Source organism: Bacillus sp. FSL K6-0073 (assembly GCF_038006085.1).
GTDB lineage: Bacteria > Bacillota > Bacilli > Bacillales > Bacillaceae_G > Bacillus_A > Bacillus_A cereus.
Genome location: NZ_JBBOUN010000003.1, coordinates 382,939 through 403,102, shown reverse-complemented (window position 1 = coordinate 403,102; position 20,164 = coordinate 382,939). Strand labels below are relative to the sequence as shown.

The window sequence follows — 20,164 nt, the reverse complement described above, 5'->3', positions numbered from 1 at the left end:
CTATATCATATACAAGGAGAGAAATATTTATAAAAAAAATAGACTACAAGATGTTTTAATACACTTTGTAGTCTATGAATTAGTGTTCTATTAACTATTTTGTAGAAACGGTTTGTAATTTATTGGTATATTTCAATTTAGCGCTACTCGTTTTTCCTGAACTCCAAGTCATGGTCTTTTCACCCGTCTCCTTACCATTAAGTAAGTCTATTGCCTCTTTTTTTGTGATTTTTGCTCCGAAATACTCTTTACCAATTAGTACAGTGCAAGGGTCTTTGTAATTTTCGCATAGGAAGTATTTGCTTGTCTCTTTAATGCCACCACCGCATTTAGGGCACTTACAAATCACTTCACTTTTAGATGCTGAAGAATTGGTACCTTTTGATTTTTTAGTGTCGGAATTAAAAATCATATCAATGGAACCTTTGTCTTTATTTACAGAAAGCTTTGCTTTCCATGTCTTTCCATCCTTTTTAAAGTCTAATTCTTTAGAAGATTTTCCGCTTAAGATTTTTTTTATTTCAGCTTTCGTGATTTTTGCTTCTAAGAATGTTTTTCCGAATAAAAAGTCACATCCGTTTTTGTATGCTTCGCATAGGTAATATTTTTTACCTTCAATTACATGTTTTCCGCATTTTGGACAAGAGCCAAGGGAGTCTTTGCTTGAGGATACAAATACTTTTAATTTCTTCAAATCCTCAACTTCCTTTTGTATGTAAGCAATCATTTCTTTATAAAAGACATTTGGGTCAAACTGATTTGCTTCAATTTCTGAGAGTTTTTGTTCCCATTTCGCTGTTAGTTCTGGAGATGTAATATCGTGACCATTTAAGGATTGGATAATTCCGATTCCATATTCAGTTGCAAAGAAGGATTTTTTCTTACGCTCAATCATATTAAGTAAAACTAATTTTTCAACAATACCACCTCTTGTAGCAGGTGTTCCAATGCCTTTTGCTTCTTTTAAAACTTCTTTTAGTTCATCGTCATCTATAAATCGTCCTGCATTTTCCATTGCGATGTTCAGTGTTCTATCTGTGTATCTGCCAGGCTTACTTGTTTGCTTTGTAATTAATTCCGCTTTCTTCAAGGAAACCGTTTCGCCTTTTTTTAGTGGTGGAAGCATGTTGTCTTGAGCCTTGTAATTATATAAGTCCATAAATCCGATTGACTCTAATACACTTCCTGATGTTTTAAATAAATGACCGTTATTTTCGGTAACAACACTTGTTTTTTGGCTCACCATAGGAGGTAAGAATATACTTAAAAATCTTTTTGCGATTAACATATATACATTAATTTCTTTATCTGTTAATCGACCAAAATCAGGTGATAATCCTGTCGGCACGATGGCATAATGGTCGCTTACTTTTTTATCATCAACATATTTTTTATTATTTGCTACATCTGAAAGAATTTTAGAATCATTAATAATAGCCTTTGTTTTATCTGCTAACTCAGGGATGTTTTGTAAAGGTCTAAGCATAATAGCGAAATCGTTACTGATAGCTTTTGTTAAATGGGAGCTATCTGTACGAGGGTAACTTACGAATTTTTTTTCATACAATGTTTGTGTGATATTTAAAGTTTCTTGCATTGTGTATCCATACACTGAGTTTGCTTCGTTTTGTAAGGCTGATAAAGAATGTAACTGAGGAGCGTATTTTACATCTTTTTCCTGATTCACAATTTTAACTGTGCTGTCCGTACTTAAAGAATCAATAATCTTTTGTGCATCTTCTTGCTTCCAAAATTGTGTATCCCCATCTTCATTGAAGTAAACGCCTGTATATTTCCCAAAATTAGCTTCTATTTCCCAAAAGTTTTTCGGGACAAAATTCTTAATTTCAAGTTCTCTATCAACTAAAACTTTTAGGGCAGGAGTCATAACTCGTCCTAAATTCATCTTTTTACCACCTACAATTGAAAAAGCTCTTGTAAAATTCATTCCAATTAACCAATCGAAATACGCTCGTAATTTACTTGCTTTTGTCATATTGCTTAAAGCGGGTTCATTTTCATCTCGTAGATTATCAAGAGCTCGTTTAAGTTCTTTTTCTGTTAAATCGCTATGCCAAATTCTTTTAACAGGTAAGTTACAGCCAATAGAATCATAGAAACTAAAGAAAATATGCTGACCTTCTCTTCCTGGGTCACATCCATTGATAATATAGTCGTAATTTCCATTTTTGATGGCTTTTTTAATGTCTTTATACATATCTAACTTATCCTTGGTTGGTTCATAAATGAATTTGTCAGGAACCAATGGAAGGGTAGCTAAATCCCATTTTGCCCATTCTTCTTTATACTTATCAGGATTAATTAATCCCATTGTGTGTCCTGCGAAGGATTTAAACTCGATAGTATCTTTATGACCAAAAGTGTGGTATGCACTTTGGATTTCTCTCATTAAACTCGGTTTTTCTGCAATTAGTAAAGCTCTTGCCATTTTTATCATCTCCGTTTCTTTAACTATAGTCAATATTATATGTTATTTATTGACTATATTCAATAAAAAGTAATTTTATCAACTATGTTTCGTTTTCATGGTATTTCTATGTTTTTTGTAAATGATTTAATAAAATTATATTTTCTATTATGTTGGATATATTTTTTGCTTTGTATATAGGTTTATGTTTCGGAGGGGTTTTATTTTTGTGGATATATATCGTTTTTTGAGGCTTACTTAGACAATATTCACCAATAAAAGACAATGGGTGTTCCTGATAGGTAAAATACTCAAAGTAGACATGTGACTGGAAGTAAGAAAAATGTCGAACATGATAGATGCTTGAAATGGTTTACGATTAACAAAATAAAATATATCTTGTACATAAGATGTTTTTTTATATAAAGAAATAAAATAAATTATGGTAATAAAAAATAATATTTTATAAAAGGGAGATGTTTTAATATGAAACAACAAAATACATTCAATAAATGTGGTCAAGATATAAATGATATGTTGTCCGGTGGTACAAAGAAAGGACAATCTACTATTAGTGAGAGTGAACTTAATCGGGTTGTGAATGAAGCAAATTTAGGAAGCATTCAGCAAATGGCGTTTGATTTTCTAACTGATGGTGTAAAACATTTACCAGAGATTCGAGAACGAATGAAAGCAATGGGAATGGAAGGTCAATTAGATGCAGTATTAAAAGGTTTTGGGATTCCGATGCCAGAAGAAAAGAAAGGTAAGTAAAAGTTATCTTCATAACTTTTAGCTGGTGGATAATATGTTTACTTATCAAAATACATATCAATGCTGTACATTAGATGAATCTATTTCTCGATTTTACGAAGAAATTGCAATTCGCCTAAAAACAGAAATAAAAACTTCGTTAACTCTTCATAGAGGTGTTATGGAGCTATATGCTTACATTGGATTTAAAAATGATAAAGTACTTGATATTAAGATTGAGTTAAATAAAAAGAAATTAATGTGGGTCTGCATTTGTGAAGAGTTGGATAAGGAAGATTTATTGAAATCTATTCATAAAGAAATGATTTTAGATAAAGAGGGCTCATCTGCTAACTCACGAGGTAGATTATTTCGTTTTCGAGCGGAGCGATTTCTAAGGGATATAGCTTAATAAAAACAATGTATACAAAAAGAGAATCCAGTAACATTACTGAATTCTTTTTTCTTTTTATTAATAATATGTTGTTGAAGGTGTATGTGTAGAAATATCCATTTCTTTTATTTTATTTGACCAAGTTTTAATCTTTTTGTCTGATAAATATCCAGTGTGAACACACTCTCCATCAATAAATAAGGCTCTTCCAAATCGCATGATTTTATTGTATTCTATATGCTTTTCTAAATTATAATCGGGAACAATGTTTACTACATGTGTTTCGTTGTTATAGACACCTATACTAACATGATTCATTCTTAGCCCTGCTTTCTTTAATTTATAATAAAAAAAGGATGAAACATATAGTCCATCCGTTAATCTAACCAGAAATCAATGAATAGAAACAATTAATCTTTCTCTCTTGAATAAGCCATCGACTTCTATCCAAGATGTAATCAAATCATTTTTATCCATCATGTAATCTGATAGAATGATATCTTTACTATTAACCTGTTTATCACTAAGCGTTTGTGTATCAACTGTCTTTTTATCACTTGAAACTTCTTCCAACACTACTACGTTTACCATCATTTATTCCTCCAAATTTAATTCATTTTTTCAAATACCTGATTTTAATATACAAAATATTATATGTATGTTACTCGTTATAATAACTAATTTGACTATAGTCAACAAAATTATAATTCATTAACTGATATATGTAAATAAAAAACTTCTTACCTATTGTAAGAAGTTTATAATTCTTTCTGCAATTTTTCTTTGATTCTTGAATTTCTATTCGTGTCACTAACCTTTAAAATTCCTTTATTCAGTGTTTCTTCATCACCAATACTAATTAAAATTTTCTTTGCTCTTGTTCTACCTGTATAAATTAAATTGCGAGTAGACATGCTTAATTGAGATTCGTGGAAAGGCATGATGACAATAGGGAATTCACTACCTTGGCTTTTGTGAATGGTAATTGCATAAGCCAGTTGTAATTGTTCCATGTCTTTTTCTGAATAAGCAACAGGGTCTTCTCTATCTGGATATTCTACATCAACCTTAAATTCGCCTTCATATGTATAGATAGAAGAGACAACACCAACTTCACCATTATATACGCCTAAATCTTTGTTGTTTTCTGTGTGAATTACTTTGTCACCAGTTCGGAATGTTGTAAACTCATCTCTTTGGTAATCCATTGAAGAGTTAGGTGGATTAAAATGTAACTGTATCGCACGATTTAATTCATCAGTTCCTAAGTCCCCAATACGCATAGGTGATAGTAAGCAAATGTCATCTAATTTGTAATTATATTTATCTATCATTCTTTGGATACTATCAATAATTTTTTTACGAATAACTAATGAGTTTTTCTCTTGAATAAAATACTCGTCACCTTTTGTGTGGTCAAAACGAATTCCATCAGGGTCTTTTGTTGTTTTTCCGTTAATAACCTTGTATGAATTCATTACGATTTGCGAATTTTCAGCTTGGCGGAATACCTTATCTAATTTTGTAACAGGGATTTTTCCGCTATCAATTAAATCTCGTAAAATCAATCCAGGTCCTACAGAAGGTAATTGGTCAACATCCCCAACAAATAGAATACGAGTATTCTCACCTATATTATTTACCAGTTTGTTGGCTAAATATGCATCGACCATACTAAATTCATCTACAACAATAAAATCAGATGTTAATTGATTTAATTCTTTCGTTCCACCAAAGCTATTTAGCCCTAATCCTCTATGAATTGTTGATGCATCCATGTTTGTTAATTCAGTCATTCGTTTGCTTGCTTTGCCTGTAGGGGCTAATAGTAAGATAGTAGCTTTAGGATTTACTTTTTTTATACATTGTACAATCGTGTTTGTCGTTTGCGTTTTCCCTGTTCCAGGACCGCCAGTTAAGATACTAATACCATTTAGCAAAGCCATATATACAGCTTCAGCTTGTTTTTCTGCTAATGGGAAATATGCTTTCTCATATTCCTGTATAAAATCATCAATTTGAATCCTTTGACATAATGGAGTCTTGAAAGAGTGTACTAATTCTTTTAATCCAGAAACGATATTATTTTCAATTCTGTGATAATCTGCACGATAGATGCATACTTTTCCATCGTTGTTTTCCTCGGTCACAAGAGCACCAGAAGTAAACAATCCTTGTAGTATCGCATCTATTTTTTGAATCGGTACTGATATCATCTGGTTCTTTGGATATGCCCCGACTCGAACAATGAATTCTTCTAATGAATTCAGTAACTCGTCTTTAAAAATACAAATATCACCTTTAGATTGCATTCTATGTTCGATGTAGAACATGATAGCGTGTTTAATTCGCTCTACACCATCACTCGGTTTTCCTAATGCATAAGCAATTTTATCTGCATGTGTAAAATCTAATTTTGAAATAGAACATACGACATATGGATTTCCTTTTACTTTTACTAAACTGGTATCTCCTAAATCTTCGTAAATTCGAATAGCTACAGAGGATTCCAAGTCAAAGGATTGAATAAATGTAGCTAATTCCTCAAATCGTTTATGTTCAACTAATTGGTTTTGAATACTCTTTGCTCTTTTTTCTGTAAGACCGATATTCACTAAAACTTTATAGTCTTTTTCAATAAGTGAAATAGCTTCTAATCCTAATTCATCTACAATTTTTTTCGCTGTTTTCATTCCGACTCGTGAAACACGTTTTTTTATAAAATCTATTAATCCTTTTTTTACTTGAGGGACGGTAGCGGTTGGAGTAGCAGTAAGTTTAATGGAATACCCATATACTTTGTGTAATTGAACAACACCTGTTCCTTCGAATTTGTCACCTTTATGAACCGTGTTGAAATTTCCTTGAATTCTCATTTCTTTAGGGAATTGATTTTCAGAATCGTGATTTAAAATATTTGCCGTAATAATATAGAATCTACTTTCGGCATTTTCGTGTAGTATTTTCTTTACTTCGAATTCTAATGTGAATTGTTTTCTTGTTTTAAACATGATAATACGCCTCTCTTAGCTGTGTAAAAGTAATCCTGTTTCTGAATGGATAATAACTGGAGTGTTAGCTTCACTTTCCACAACGATATATTCCTCTCCATCAACTACTGATGGATATAGCATGAAATTAAGGTTATCTTCTTCTTCAGGTACATCACTCTCGATTAGGATAGTGAAGAATAAAACACCTTTATGATTTTTAATACCTTCAGAAATCCCTCTTTTTCTTAAATTGTATCTATCAGGTCTTACTAAATGTCTGTTTTCCGTAATAAAACAATCGGGTGCATTCGATAAGGCAGTGTTTGAATCTAATTCAGTAAACAATTCTTTTCTTATAAGAACAGGTATATCGGTAGATACATTAATTCGAATAATTTCTTTGTCAGGATAAATATTCTTTAAATTGAATTGAATTGAGATTTCTTTCGCTTCTCCCCCAAAATTTGATTTATAAGATGTATAAAAAATAAATCCTCTATGAGGCACATTTAAAACTTTTTTAGGTCGAAACATTTTTCCGACAGAACAAATCCCGATGATTTCAGTCATGGAATAAATCCTCCTTCACTATATTAATCTTTCTTCAGATTAGCATTTCAATCTCATTTTGTCAATTATTCTTTACTAAAACGTATTAATCGAAGTGGGTAAGGCGATGTTCGTCTGACTGAAAACGAATATTTTTTTTGAAAAACATATAATATAACATACTTTGATAGGAAATATGTTTGAGGAAGGTGAGAAAAATGGAAAAGGTTCTGCGAGTTTTAGTTATAGATGATGCCCATTTTGTTCGTGAGTTAATAAAAAGAGCGATGGAAAAAAAACCAGATGATGAATTTATGTATGAAGTTGTAAAAGAATCTGAAACAGGAAAAGAAGGGATTATTGATTATTTTAAAATGAAACCTGATTTTATTGTCTTGGATTTAAGTCTTCCTGATATGGATGGATTTGATGCGATGAAACAGATTCTTTCAAAAGAACCAAATGCTAAAATCATAGCAATGTCAGAAGACTATAGCGATTCTATGAAAGAAAAAGCCATTGCAAACGGAGCTACATACTATGTACCAAAACCATTTCAAAATGCATTTCTTTGGAAGGGCGTAGATGTAATCATAGAACGATTAAGAGAAGAAGGGTATCAGTTTCCCTACGAAAGCTCTGAGGAGGAGCTTAATTCAGAAGTTATTTGGGAAGAAGTAAGTGAAAGTGATGAAAGTCAAAACAATGAAGCTAAAGAGGGTGTCGTAGTCATCTCTTCTTCAGATGATGAAGAAGATGAGCTCTTTGCTATCACACCTCAAAAAACGGAACAAAAGACCGTTGTTATTTTGGAGAATGAAGAGTTCGAAGAGGTTAAAGAGAGCGAGTCGTTATTTCAGGTTCCAAGGATTATAGAAGAAAGCGATAATGAGGAAACAATTAATCTTGAAATTATGACAAAAGATGACAATGATATACAAAAAGAAGAAGATCATATGTTCATAATAAAAGAAGATAAAATAATTAATGATGAAAAATTTAAAAAAGATGAACATATTATAAAACATAATAAAAACATTATCGGTAATAATGTTGCTGGTAAAACATATGATATTGAAAAAATAGAAATATCTGATGTGGATGAGGTGAACTTAGAAGGGAAAGAGGTATCTCCATCTGAGGGGGGTCGAACACCATTAGAACCAGTTAAGGAATTAATTAGTGAAGAATCATCATATAATGGATTAACAAAAGATAATGGTTCACATCCAGTGGTGCATTCAATTCGACCACCAAGGGATAAAGTTCTGAAACAAATGTATGAAGAACAATACCGAAATTATCCTAAGTTTTATGATGCAGAAGATGTTGAAAAGCCAGAAGAAAATGCTGATAAAAATAAAACAGGTTTATTTTCTTCATTAAGAAAAATTTTTCAGAAAAAATAAGGGGGAATTACACATGGAAATGACAAAAATTAAAGAAGCAATCGAAAAAGGAACAGTATTTAATGGGATGGTACGTTTAGTACAGCGAAGTGAATTGTTAAATACAGATATTCTAATGACTGAATTAAATGGAATGCAGGTAATTATTGCCCGTGAGGAAGTTGATATGAGAGATGTTAAAACTTCACTTGTTAATTATATTGGGCGAAAAATTTCATTTGTTATCGTATCTGTTGATGAAGATAAAGGAGTTTTAATAGCTTCTCGTAAAGTTGTTCAAGAAAAACAACGTGATGCGTTAATTGCTGAATTAGAATCTGGAACAGAGTTCGAAGCTAAAATCACAAAAATCTTACCATTTGGTGCATATGTAGAGATTAAAGGAATTGCTGTACTGTTACGCAACTCGGACTTTGCAGAAGGCTATACTGCTTTACGTGAAGTAAGCAAGGTGGGTGATGTTTTACAAGTGAAATTAGCGAAAGTAACGAAAAACAATCGTATTTTAGTTCAAGCGGTTGAGAAATATAAAACAGATTCACCTATGAATTTAGAGAACTTTGAACCTAATCAAGTTGTATTAGGTCGAATTAGAAGTGTGAAACCTTGGGGTTGCTTCGTATGTATCGCAGAAAATATTGATGCGTTATGTCCAATTCCTGGAACAATTGAAGTCGAGGAAGATATGCGTGTTAGCTTCCGAATTACACAAGTACGTAAAGAAGAAGAAAAAGTCAGAGGTAAAATCATTAACATCTTACCAGATGACATTGAAGAATAGAATTCTAATAGAACAGAGGATAAGATAGCAAGAGTATTTATCTCTTGCTATCTTTATATCACGAAAGGAGATGTTGTCATGTATCTAAATGAGTTAAATAAAATATCTGATATTCCTGACGACTTAAGGCAGACGTTTCAAAATAAATTTACAAATACCGTTTCTAAAAATGAAATTATAAAAATGAAAAACGATGGAAAACTAACTGAGCGAGATTTAGAGATTGCTAAATTCCTATTTAAATTTAGATTTGCAACAGCAAGTCAAATTCAACAATATTTACAGATTTTAAAAGAAGATTCTGAGGAGAGTGCATCCATTTATGCAATTCGGAATCGTTTGGAAAAATTAGTACAAAATCGAGTTTTAAACAAGTTTATGCTTGGTGATTTTGAAGAAGAGCATATTAAACAAGATTCGTATCCTTTTTATTGCTTGGATTTAGGTGGGAAATACTTAGTTACTCACTACTCTAAAGAGGATACATTTGATTGGTATATGATTACAAATATGAAATCATCTGAAATCATTGCAAAAGACTTGCTTTCTACTCAATTTTACTTGCAGTTAATGGAGACTTGTCCTGAGAAAATTGTATTCTTTAATGTAAATCCTGAATTGCGAGTAGGAAATAAAAATATTGTTCCATCGTTTGAATTTTGCATGAAAATAGATGGCTTGGAAGGGCAACATAGATATTTCCTTGGTGAAATTGGTAGAGATGCTGATGTCCCTCTATTATTTAGGCAAAAAGCTGAAAAATTAGAGCAACTTATTATTACAAATGCATGGAAGAAATACTACTATGATAGTGATATCGCTCCAGTTTTATTTGTTGTAAGTGAAACGGATGTCTTAGCGAAAGAATGCGGAAAAATCTTAGATACTTGTACAGAAATCAAAAATTATCGTTTTACTACATATGAGAGAATGAAGCGACCTTTATATGAAAAGGGTGCATTTTTAAGATATCTTCCAGATGTAGAAGCCTTGATGGAAACAAAAGCCTCTACCTTTAAACAATAAAAAGTACCGTAATTTACGGTACTTTTTATTATGCTCCTACAACGATATAGACAAATAGCATATAAACAAGAGGTATTGCACCTAAGAAGCCTGTACAAATCCCAACAATAAATAACTCGTGTGTGATTTCTTTTCTTTTTGTCGGATTATCTGCATGTGCCCCTAATTTCATAAATAAAGTGATGAAGGCTAAAACACCTGTCATGACTCCAAATCCAATACCACCTGCAATATGGAATTTATATTCAGCCATAAAGTCATTAAAAGCATCTGCAAACTTTTCACCTAAAAGAGATTGTGCATGTGTTAAATATGTAGACAATAGAAATGTATAAACAAGTGTAACAATAAATAGGCTTTTTTGAGTTGTATTTCGTATTAATTTCATTCGAATATCCCCTTTCTATGGTTGTTTAGATTCTTTATCATATGTTTTTAACAGGTCATATTCTATGATATTTCGTTCTATCATTCTTTATAATTAATTTGACTATAGTTAATAAAAGTATTATAGTCCTACTATATTTATTTATGACTATATAAATTTGGTATATAAACATATTTGTTTGAATAGGAGGATATTATAAATGCGTACAAGTGGATTGTTTATTTCTATTGAAGGTGGAGAGGGTTCAGGTAAATCAGCTTTAATTCAAGGTCTCGCTCTTTATTTAGAAGAACAGGGTATGGAATGTTTAACATCAAGGGAACCAGGAGGTGTAAAAGTTGCAGAAGAAATTAGAGAACTTATTATGGAAAATGAGATGGATGCTATTACAGAGGCTTTATTGTTTGCTTCTGCAAGGAGAGAACACTTCAAAAATAAAATTTCCCCTGCATTAACAGAAGGAAAAATCGTTATTTGTGATAGATTTGTTGATAGCTCAATTGTGTATCAAGGATATGTGCAAGGTATTGGCATGGATAATGTCTTAAGTATTAACTCGCAAGCTCTTGAAGGATTAGTAATGCCACATCTAACGCTTTATTTAGATGTAGAACCTACTATTGCATTGAATCGAATTGCTCAAAATAATCGAGAAACAAATCGTTTTGATGAAAAATCTATGGAATTTCATAAAAAAGTTCGTGAGGGGTATTTGCTTATTGAAGAAAAATATTCAAATCGAATAAAAAAAGTGGATGCGTCATTATCTAAAGAGGAAGTATTACAGCAATCAATTGAATATATAAAAAATATTTTATAATCACTTGTATAACAGGTGATTATTTCTTTTTAGTTAAAAATAATTGACTAAATACTAAAGAGGATTATATAATGAAGTCAAATTACAAAATATAATAAATGAAAGATATCATAGAGAACGTGAGGTTTTGATTATGAAGATTAAAGATTTTGATGAACTAAAAAGGAAAGGATATGTAATTGTTGATGGTGAGATTACCGTAACAAATAAAGTAGAAGAAATTCTAAAAGAACGAGGCTTAGAGCAAGCAGACTTAGCGAAAATGACAGGTTTATCAAAACAATACATTAGTTCTGTAATAAAAGAGAATGTAAAACCTGGTATTGATTCGGCAATAAAAATAGCTTATGTATTGGATATGGCAGTAGAGGAATTATTCCATTTAAAAGAAATAGGATGGACTTCAGGTATAAAAGAAACAGGTGAAGAAACACTATTTTTAGATTTGTATGAAATGGAGATTATTCGTGATAAGGAAATGGAACAAAGAACGAATAATGAAATAGAGAATTCAAACGACACTACAGCAGGATATACCTATTTCGATAAAGATACGAACGAAAAGGTATCAAAAGAGCGATATGATGAAATGTTAGAGTTATTTATTTCAGAACGTATTCATCAGGAAATTGAAAATGTTAAAAATGCATTAGAACGTGGTATGGCTAAAAAGGCTGTTGAATCAAGAGCGAAAAAACAACTGCAAGCGGAGTTTAATAAGCGATATACAGAAAGATATAAAAAATTAGATAAAATTGTTATGCCACTTGTAAATAAAAGAAAATAGAGCAGAGTCTGAATATATCAGGCTCTTTTTTTGTACGCCCATTTTTTCGATTGAAATTCTTTTGAAATGAATACAATAAGGCATTTCAATAAAGAAAGGGTGATATAAAATGAATCATCATGCTCATAAAATTGGTGGGGTTTGTGCAGGGGTTATAGCTTGTACGGCCATGATGAATGCACCGATTACTTACGACAAGTGCTTATTGTCAGGAACGTTATTAATTGGAAGTTTTATAGGAGGTTTATTACTTGATATTGACCATCCTGATAGTAAAATGGGGAGGAAATTTAAATTTCTGTCCTGGGGTATCAACAAGGTTTTTGGTCATAGAGGTCTTACGCATACTCTTATATTTACGATGCTTTTATCCATCTTACTCTTCTTTTGTACAACGTTCTTTGATGGATATTTACAGATTCTATATTCGCAATTTGTTATAGGTATTACAGTTGGATGTCTAAGTCATCTATTATTAGATAGTATGACGAAAGCGGGTGTGCCTCTCTTCTATCCATTTACCAAAAAACATTTCCGAATAGCTAAGTTCAGGACGAATCGGGATGAATTTGTAGTTTCAACGATATGTATTGTGGTTACATTGGCAATCGTTTCTATTTTAATTTAAGAGTGATGAAATATAATTTGTAAAACTATAATAAATGGATATTTAAAAAAGCAGGAATTTTACAAAATTACTTATTGAGGAGAGAAAGGTTATGAACACAACTTTAAATGAAAAAGGTATGGAATTAGTAAAATACAAGAACGAATTGGATAAAGCGTCAAATAATTCAATTGCAAAAGAAGCTATTATTGATTTGGTCAAAAAGAAATTTTCTTCAACTGAAGCAAGTCTTATTATTCATTCTAATTCGGCTTCTTCATTAATTGAGCAATTAGCTAATGATAAAAGGTATGCTTTGTCAAAAGAACGAATTGTTCAGGAAAACTTGAACAAAATTATAGCCTCTGTAAAAAAACATGCTCAACCACAAAGAAAACTTTGGCAAAGGGCGAGTAAAGTGTACAATCTGAAATTTGCGGTAGCAGAAGATAGCGATACAGAAACATATGCAGTAATTAAGCATATTGGTTTGGGTAAAGAATTTTTAAAAAATTATTTCAATGTTACTGATGGTCGAACGGCTAAGTCACTGATGAAAAAAGATGGATTCTTAGACAAATATGTATCTATGCGGTTGCCATTTGTTATTGAAAAGGTATTAGATGGTATCCATGAGAATCATAAAGAAAGATTAAACATAATTGTTTCAGATTCTTATTTTGCTGAAAAGACTCAATTATATAACGTAGATGTTAGATTAGAATTCAATATGAATTCTGATATGGATGAAGCGGGTAGGAATATTGCTCATATTCTTCGTTGTTTAGAAAATGGTGTAAAATTAAAAGAGATTTGATAAAAGGGTCCCTTAAAGGGCCTTTTTATTTTGGATATGATTATCTATTTGAAGATGAATTTTTAATAGCATTCTCAGATTTCTCAAGTATCTCTTTTGTATGTGGAGACATTCCTGAATTAGGAGTTTTTGAACCAGATTTTTTACTCATAAATTAACCACCTCTCAATGGAATAAAAAAGAAGATGTACCTTTGTACATCTCCATTTATTCCCGTTTTAACGAGAGTTTATACTGTATTCTTTAATAATGTTTTCGCTTTTATCAATTATTCGTTTTGTATATGGACTCATACTGGCAGTTGTTGGAGTAGAGACTCTACTTCTTCTCTTTTGTCTTATAGTGCGAAAATCATTTTGTACAGATTGTCCATTAGATTTTTCAGACGTTTTCCCCATCTTCAACAGCTCCTCTCTCATCACGTTCACAAATTGCTAAATCATAGACATGTATTAGTAAGAAAAAAATATCTACATCTATTTCTGTTATCACTTTCTTAGAAGAGATTTGCAAAATATACTCTTGTTCTAACACTGTTATTGGAGCAAGGGCGATTTTACTATCTTTGCTATAAAAGGTTTTTTTGTCAACTAATGTCCCAATAGCTTCTGTACGGTTGTCCAAAGAGAGAATGTCAATAAGTCCTCTCATTTCGGCATGAGAACTGAAACGATTTAAAGATATATCAATTCTATTCTCTTCTCCATAGTTTTTTAATACATTGGACAACCCTGTTATGTACATTGTATCATTTTGTATATTTTCTTCAATAGTTACATCTCCTATATATGTAACAAGAGACTTCATTTTTTCGCTAAAGGATAGTACCAATTGATTACTATCCTTTAAAGCTTCTATCGGTTCATTTAATTCGGTAGGACCTATTTTTTTGACTAAAGGTGTTTGGAAGACCGCTATATCTATTAATACAGCAGAGATAAACGCATATAGGAATTGTAATGAGTTCTTCTCAGTAATGGGATAATTCGTAACAACATAACATGCACCGATTACAAATAGTAGATACCAAAATTTTCGAAAGAGCAAAATATTGAACCTACTATCCTTCTTTGTTAGTTTATCTGTAAAAGACAACAATATTAAATAAGTAAAAAGATATACGACAGCAAACCATAGAGCTGCTTTTCCTGCAAATATCAATCTATCATCCCCTTGTATTTATCTATTTTGTCTTATCTTTTAGTATACATTCTATAAGAGTTTACGATAATCTTTTTTTATGTAAAACCTTTTTTATTGACTATAATACTTTACAGTGATATTTTTATTGACTATAGTTAATAAAAGGAAGGTGATGGTAATATGAATGAACATTTGAAGACAAAGTGGATTCGCCCAGAGAACACAGTTGAACGAAGAAGTAAGTTACAGGATTTAAGAAATGCTAAAGAGTTAAATCATTTAGCAGATTGTGTTTTGGAGATATTATATAATAGAGGATTTGATACAGTAGAAAAAATTGAATCGTTTCTACATATGGATATTACTGATATGCATAATCCGCAATTAATGAAAGATAGTGATAAAGCAGTCTCACTTCTTAGTCACGCAATTGAAAATAACCTACATATTGTGGTATATGGAGACTACGATTGTGATGGAGTGTCGGCAACCTCAGTTGCTGTTTTAGCTTTAAGGAATTTAGGAGCAAGGGTTAGTTACTTTGTTAATAATAGATTCAAACATGGATATGGAATGAATGTTCTTGGATTAGAGGATATGTTGAAGAAATATCCTGATGTAGATGTTGTACTAACAGTTGATAATGGGATTGTGGCATATGAAGGAATTAAGAAAGCAAAAGAATTAGGGCTAACAGTGATTGTTACAGACCACCATGACCCAGGCGACCATCTTCCAGAAGAAGCTGATGCAGTTGTAAACCCAAAGAGACATGATTGTCAGTATCCTTTTAAAGGTCTTTGTGGAGCAAGTGTTATTTATAAAGTAATGCTTCAGCTTTATTGGGAATTAGATAAAGATTTAGACTATGTACAAGATATGATTGATATTGTGGGGATTGCAACCGTAGGAGACATTATGCCTCTTATTGATGAGAATAGGGTGTTTGTAACAGAAAGCATTCGCCAAGTAAAACGTGCCCAAAGACATGTGTTTAAAGTATTACAAGAGAAAACGGGAGTTAAGGAGATTACGGAAGAGACATACGGATTCAAATATGTTCCCATGATTAATGCATTAGGGCGAATTACGGGCGATGTTGATGAAGCTATTGAAATGTTTGTTTCGCAAGATGAGGAAAAAATTCCTGAGATTGTAGAAAAAGTCATTGAAACAAATGAGTATCGTAAAAAAATTACGGAAGAGCAAGAAGCATTAGCAATTCAGATGGTAGAAGAAAAAGGTATCAAACCCGTCATTGTTATTTATCATCCTTCGTTCCATGAAGGGATTGTTGGATTAATTGCAGGTAGATTAAAAGAAAGATATTTTAGACCTGTTATTGTTCTTGCGGAGGGGCATGGATTTATTAAAGGTTCAGCTCGTAGTATTCCTAATTTTCATATTAAGAAAGCCTTTGATGAAACGAAAGAGTATTTAATTGGCTATGGTGGACATCCAATGGCAGGAGGATTATCTTTAAAAGAAGAGCATTTAGAAGCATTTGAAGAAGAAATTTGTAGTCTTGCTGAATCTCAGTTAACGGAAGCTGATTTTATCCCTCGTATTATGGTAGATACAGTTGTAGAACCTAAAGATGTTACAGTTGATTTGGTGGAAGAATTAGATGTGTTAAAACCATTTGGTGAGGCGTTTTCCAAACCGAATTTTGGACTGAAGGGTTTCAAAGTGGATAAAGTTTATTATATGGGCGAAAATAAAAATCATCTGAAGTTAAAAGAGAAAAAATTAGAAATCATTATGTTTAATAGAGCTGATATCTATCAAGAAATGCAAGAACCAAGAAATATAAAAGCCTTAGGGTACCCTTCTCTTAACATATGGAATAATAATGTTAATGTTCAATTTAATATAGAAGGCATAAACCTTGCAGGGTGCTAAACAGAGTCTTATCCATATAAAATGGGTAAGACTTTTTGTTTATTATGGACTGGATTTAGCAAACATTAGCGAATGTTGTGGAGTTTTAAGAAAAAATATTATAAACATAAAACAAAATATTGTTTTATAAGAAAAAATAAAGCGTTGATAGTAGAATATAATATTTTGTTAAATAGTAAAATTAAATAATAGTTGTTGATAAAATTTTAAAAAATAAATTTAAATAAAATAAAACAAAAAATAATGTTTGATTTTTGATATTGCATAACGAAAGAGGGGGAAAATATGAATAAAAAATTAATGGCAGTTCTTTCAGTAGGAGTTATAGCGAGTAGTTTTATTGGCAATACAACAATGGCTCATGCCGATGAGAATGTAAAAGAAGCTCAAATTCAAAAAGAATTTAACAAAAATATTGTTGATAATGCAAATGAATTGATGAAGATAATTGTTAATGCGGAACAGACAATGAATCCAGAAGATATTGATAAGGCTATCGTCGCTTTTATAGATATGCATAAACCGTTGGAACCACAGGATTATATTGTCCATAAGAGTAATGATGTCTATGACCAAGCATTCTATAAAGTGTTTAACACAATAAATAAATTAGATGGTGTAGAGAAAAACAACAAGATAGTCTCTTTACATAATCAATTAACATCTCAAATCAAAAAAGGGACAGGTACGTTCTATAAAGAATACCTGTTCTATATGAACAATACGAATCAAATTCCAGAAATTAGAGATACGTTAATGAAGAATGTATCTGATATTCAATTTATTATAACCAGTCCCCCTGACATGGAAGTTGTGAATCCTGATGGTTCTATTAAAGTACCCGATGCACCATCGAAAGAAGAGATTCAACGAGTTATAGATAATGGTAGGGAAAATAAATTAGCGGAATTAGAAAAAAACGGGGAGATGGAAGATAAGCAAGAAAATCATGAGTCAGTGAAACCAGAGCCGATTCGTTCAGAGTCTGTTACGTATGAAAAAGAAAGGGATATGTGCTACAAAGTTACAACGTTCTATGCTGATGGTGTACAGGAAAAGCAAGATAAAGGTGAAGTACCTAAAATGGACTATGTATATTGTGGCATCTTAGATTACGTGGATTATGGTGGCGGAAATGTGAAACAAGAGGTTCCTGAGAATTGGGATTATCTTGTGAAAGAACAAAACCCTGAAAGCAATTTGACGCTACAATACACTGTAGATAAAAAGGGAGAAAAACCCTACTACTATGATTCGGGTATTCGTGTAGCCTTAAACGGGACAGCTTCCTATGAACAATTTAAGGACATTCTCTATCAAGTATCTGTTAAGTCTAAAGGATACGTTGTAGAAGATAAAGGAAAGATGCTTGTAATTGTGGAAGGGAAACCAATCCTCGTGAAAGATGCGAAAAAAGAATACTCGAAAGAAGAGATAGAGTCAATTTTTAAAGACTTTGAAAAAGTAGATATACGAATTATGGAAACAAGAATCGGCAAGTCTGAAAGTTTAGAAGAAAGAATTGTAAGTAAGCAAGCGAAGAACGTAAAAATTGCTGATAAATCAATAGAGTTAGAAACAAATCCAATCGTAAAAGATGAGAGAGTGTTATTACCTGTTGAGCAAATAGCTAAAGAGCTTGGAGCAACTGTTGAAAGAAAAGAAGATGTCTTAACATTGAAGAAGGATAATAACATTGTCGTGTACAAAGACAAGAACGACACAATCTCTCTAAATGGAAAAGACGTAAAAATAGCTACAAGTCCTGAATACAAGAATGATATATTTATGGCAGAAATTCAAGAAATGATAGATATTTTTGGTTTCGATATGCTTTGGGATGGAGAGACATCTACAATTCAAATTAATAACAAATAAAAAGAGGAGTTGCATTCTAAAATGCAACTCTTTTTGTAATAACAATGATATATAAAATAATTTCAACATAAAATAAAATAATTTAATGATAATAGTGAAATATAGTTTACTGAACATAAGTTAAATTATATACTATAGTTAATAAAATTTGAGGAGGGGTAGATAACATGAACATTAAAAATAAAAATAAAATGCTTTCTTTATTTGCGACAGGAGTTGTTTTAACAGCAGGGTTACCTCTTACAGCTCATGCTGATACAGAAAAGAAAGAAATTGCAGTACAAGAGGTTCAGGGAGAAAAGGTAGTTCCTATGAAAAAGCTACTTGATGAAATGAAAGGTCAAGTCCAAGAAGGTAGCGATGAAAATGGTGATTACAAAGTATACATTGTAGGTAGCAAATCAATTAAAATCCACGAAAAATCTTCTTGTGCTTATGTAGATGGTGAGTTACAACCATATAAAAAAGACAAAATTGGTGGTTATACATTTCCTGCGTATTGGGAGCCGATGTATACATCAGATGATGTGTTAGTACCTGCGAATTTTGTATTGGATGTTTTGCCTGTTAAATTAAACGGAGACAAGATTGAATTTGATGTAGAAAAGAAACAAGAAACTCCAAAGGAAGAACCAAAAACAGAAATTAAAGAGCAAAAAACGAGTAATCTTCCTACTCCAAAAGGACAGGAAGAAAGTAGTAAACAAGTAGTGGTAGAAAACAAACCTGATTCAACAAGTGTTCAAAAAATAGAGGCGAACCAAGGGAATCAATCAAAAAAAGTATCAGAGAACTCTAATGGTCAATCAAGCTCATCTCAGCAAAATGTATCAAAGCAAAAAGAGGTAACTCCTCCTAAAAATGATGCTTCTCATAATAAAGAAACACAAACGAAAGAAGATAAACCAGTTCAACCATCTCAAGAAAAGCAAGATGGTAATAAGGGTGATGAAAATATAAAAGTAGATGAAGGAAAACAGACGACTGTGAATGGTAAAACGTATACAGCTCCTGAAATAAAGCAGTTGGCTTATACATTAGGATTTTTTAATGGTGAAAAAGGATTAAGGTTTAATCCACATGGAAAAGATGCTGACAAGATGTTTGATGTTGCGAACTTATATGCTATAGGAGATGGTCAATGGGATGTCAGCATCTTTATCTTTAATGGAGATAATTCTATTGATGAGCCGTTAAGTAAAATATTTAATCGTCTATTACCTACAGAAGGGGCTAAACTTTATGAAATTGTAAATCATGCTGAATCAGGGGTTCAGGAAATAGAGTTAGATAACAGGCTTATTAAGATTAAAAAAGGACAAGTGTTAGCTATTTATGTTAGTCCTATTAATAGATAATATCGAAATACAGTGTTTCATGTGAAACATTGTCGAATATTTTTCTTGAGAGTATTCATTAGGTAATATGGATACTCTCTTTGTATAGAACCTAATAAGTACAAAAATACACCTTTATAGTTATAATATAT

20 protein-coding genes are annotated in these 20,164 nt (G+C 31.7%); 12 read left to right on the top strand and 8 right to left on the bottom strand.

Annotated features, from left to right (window positions below; all coding sequences use genetic code 11):
- Positions 1-94 precede the first annotated feature (94 nt).
- Entirely contained in the window at positions 95-2,449 is a 2,355-nt protein-coding gene (locus MHB52_RS33635; RefSeq protein ID WP_253703227.1) for a type IA DNA topoisomerase, read from the bottom strand.
- Between the two features lie 465 nt (positions 2,450-2,914).
- Between MHB52_RS33635 and MHB52_RS33630 the strand changes: the two genes are divergently transcribed.
- Complete coding sequence (locus tag MHB52_RS33630; RefSeq protein ID WP_061662772.1) at positions 2,915-3,202, top strand: hypothetical protein; 288 nt, start codon at positions 2,915-2,917, stop codon at positions 3,200-3,202.
- A gap of 34 nt (positions 3,203-3,236) precedes the next feature.
- Positions 3,237-3,593 carry a hypothetical protein gene (locus MHB52_RS33625; RefSeq protein WP_061662773.1) on the top strand — a complete coding sequence of 119 codons (357 nt, stop codon included), beginning with the start codon at positions 3,237-3,239 and terminating at the stop codon, positions 3,591-3,593.
- Positions 3,594-3,653: 60 nt separating this feature from the next.
- Here the strand turns inward: MHB52_RS33625 and MHB52_RS33620 are convergent, their stop codons facing one another.
- From MHB52_RS33620 to MHB52_RS33605, 4 genes are all read right to left on the bottom strand, one after another.
- A complete protein-coding gene (locus MHB52_RS33620) occupies positions 3,654-3,893 on the bottom strand; it encodes a hypothetical protein (protein WP_061662774.1) in 240 nt (79 codons plus the stop codon).
- A gap of 75 nt (positions 3,894-3,968) precedes the next feature.
- Positions 3,969-4,169, bottom strand: a complete 201-nt coding sequence (locus tag MHB52_RS33615; protein WP_061662775.1) for a hypothetical protein — start codon at positions 4,167-4,169, stop codon at positions 3,969-3,971.
- A gap of 164 nt (positions 4,170-4,333) precedes the next feature.
- The gene (gene recD2, locus MHB52_RS33610; RefSeq protein ID WP_061662776.1) at positions 4,334-6,586 is read right to left on the bottom strand and encodes an SF1B family DNA helicase RecD2; all 2,253 of its coding nucleotides are present in this window, start codon (positions 6,584-6,586) and stop codon (positions 4,334-4,336) included.
- A gap of 15 nt (positions 6,587-6,601) precedes the next feature.
- Positions 6,602-7,138, bottom strand: a complete 537-nt coding sequence (locus MHB52_RS33605) for a hypothetical protein (protein ID WP_061662777.1) — start codon at positions 7,136-7,138, stop codon at positions 6,602-6,604.
- 197 nt (positions 7,139-7,335) lie between these two features.
- Here MHB52_RS33605 and MHB52_RS33600 point away from each other — a divergent pair, with 197 nt between their 5' ends.
- The 3 genes from MHB52_RS33600 (at position 7,336) to MHB52_RS33590 (ending at position 10,333) form a co-directional block, all read left to right on the top strand.
- Entirely contained in the window at positions 7,336-8,526 is a 1,191-nt protein-coding gene (locus tag MHB52_RS33600) for a response regulator (protein WP_061662778.1), read from the top strand.
- 13 nt (positions 8,527-8,539) lie between these two features.
- Entirely contained in the window at positions 8,540-9,307 is a 768-nt protein-coding gene (locus tag MHB52_RS33595; protein ID WP_061662779.1) for a S1 RNA-binding domain-containing protein, read from the top strand.
- Between the two features lie 78 nt (positions 9,308-9,385).
- A complete protein-coding gene (locus MHB52_RS33590; protein ID WP_061662780.1) occupies positions 9,386-10,333 on the top strand; it encodes a hypothetical protein in 948 nt (315 codons plus the stop codon).
- Between the two features lie 28 nt (positions 10,334-10,361).
- Here the strand turns inward: MHB52_RS33590 and MHB52_RS33585 are convergent, their stop codons facing one another.
- The gene (locus tag MHB52_RS33585) at positions 10,362-10,721 is read right to left on the bottom strand and encodes a hypothetical protein (protein WP_061662781.1); all 360 of its coding nucleotides are present in this window, start codon (positions 10,719-10,721) and stop codon (positions 10,362-10,364) included.
- A 199-nt stretch (positions 10,722-10,920) separates the two neighbouring features.
- Here MHB52_RS33585 and tmk point away from each other — a divergent pair, with 199 nt between their 5' ends.
- The 4 genes from tmk (at position 10,921) to MHB52_RS33565 (ending at position 13,752) form a co-directional block, all read left to right on the top strand.
- Positions 10,921-11,541, top strand: coding sequence for a dTMP kinase (gene tmk, locus MHB52_RS33580; RefSeq protein ID WP_061662782.1), 621 nt, complete (start codon positions 10,921-10,923; stop codon positions 11,539-11,541).
- A gap of 133 nt (positions 11,542-11,674) precedes the next feature.
- Positions 11,675-12,328, top strand: coding sequence for a helix-turn-helix transcriptional regulator (locus tag MHB52_RS33575; protein WP_061662783.1), 654 nt, complete (start codon positions 11,675-11,677; stop codon positions 12,326-12,328).
- 109 nt (positions 12,329-12,437) lie between these two features.
- Complete coding sequence (locus MHB52_RS33570; protein ID WP_061662784.1) at positions 12,438-12,956, top strand: metal-dependent hydrolase; 519 nt, start codon at positions 12,438-12,440, stop codon at positions 12,954-12,956.
- Positions 12,957-13,047: 91 nt separating this feature from the next.
- Positions 13,048-13,752: a hypothetical protein gene (locus MHB52_RS33565; RefSeq protein WP_061662785.1), complete on the top strand. Its 705-nt coding sequence runs from the start codon at positions 13,048-13,050 to the stop codon at positions 13,750-13,752.
- Between the two features lie 218 nt (positions 13,753-13,970).
- Here the strand turns inward: MHB52_RS33565 and MHB52_RS33560 are convergent, their stop codons facing one another.
- Both MHB52_RS33560 and MHB52_RS33555 read right to left on the bottom strand, forming a co-directional pair.
- Entirely contained in the window at positions 13,971-14,150 is a 180-nt protein-coding gene (locus tag MHB52_RS33560; RefSeq protein WP_061662786.1) for a hypothetical protein, read from the bottom strand.
- On the bottom strand, positions 14,134-14,913 hold the full coding sequence (locus MHB52_RS33555) for a type II toxin-antitoxin system SpoIISA family toxin (protein ID WP_080451508.1): 780 nt from the start codon (positions 14,911-14,913) through the stop codon (positions 14,134-14,136). Before MHB52_RS33555 ends, MHB52_RS33560 begins: the two co-directional genes overlap by 17 nt.
- A 162-nt stretch (positions 14,914-15,075) precedes the next feature.
- On the opposite strand from MHB52_RS33555, the gene recJ reads away from it, so the two are divergent.
- The 3 genes from recJ (at position 15,076) to MHB52_RS33540 (ending at position 20,033) form a co-directional block, all read left to right on the top strand.
- Positions 15,076-16,797, top strand: a complete 1,722-nt coding sequence (gene recJ, locus MHB52_RS33550; RefSeq protein WP_061662787.1) for a single-stranded-DNA-specific exonuclease RecJ — start codon at positions 15,076-15,078, stop codon at positions 16,795-16,797.
- Positions 16,798-17,082: 285 nt separating this feature from the next.
- Entirely contained in the window at positions 17,083-18,675 is a 1,593-nt protein-coding gene (locus tag MHB52_RS33545; RefSeq protein ID WP_061662788.1) for a copper amine oxidase N-terminal domain-containing protein, read from the top strand.
- A 167-nt stretch (positions 18,676-18,842) separates the two neighbouring features.
- Positions 18,843-20,033 carry a hypothetical protein gene (locus MHB52_RS33540; protein ID WP_061662789.1) on the top strand — a complete coding sequence of 397 codons (1,191 nt, stop codon included), beginning with the start codon at positions 18,843-18,845 and terminating at the stop codon, positions 20,031-20,033.
- The last annotated feature ends 131 nt before the right edge of the window (positions 20,034-20,164 follow it).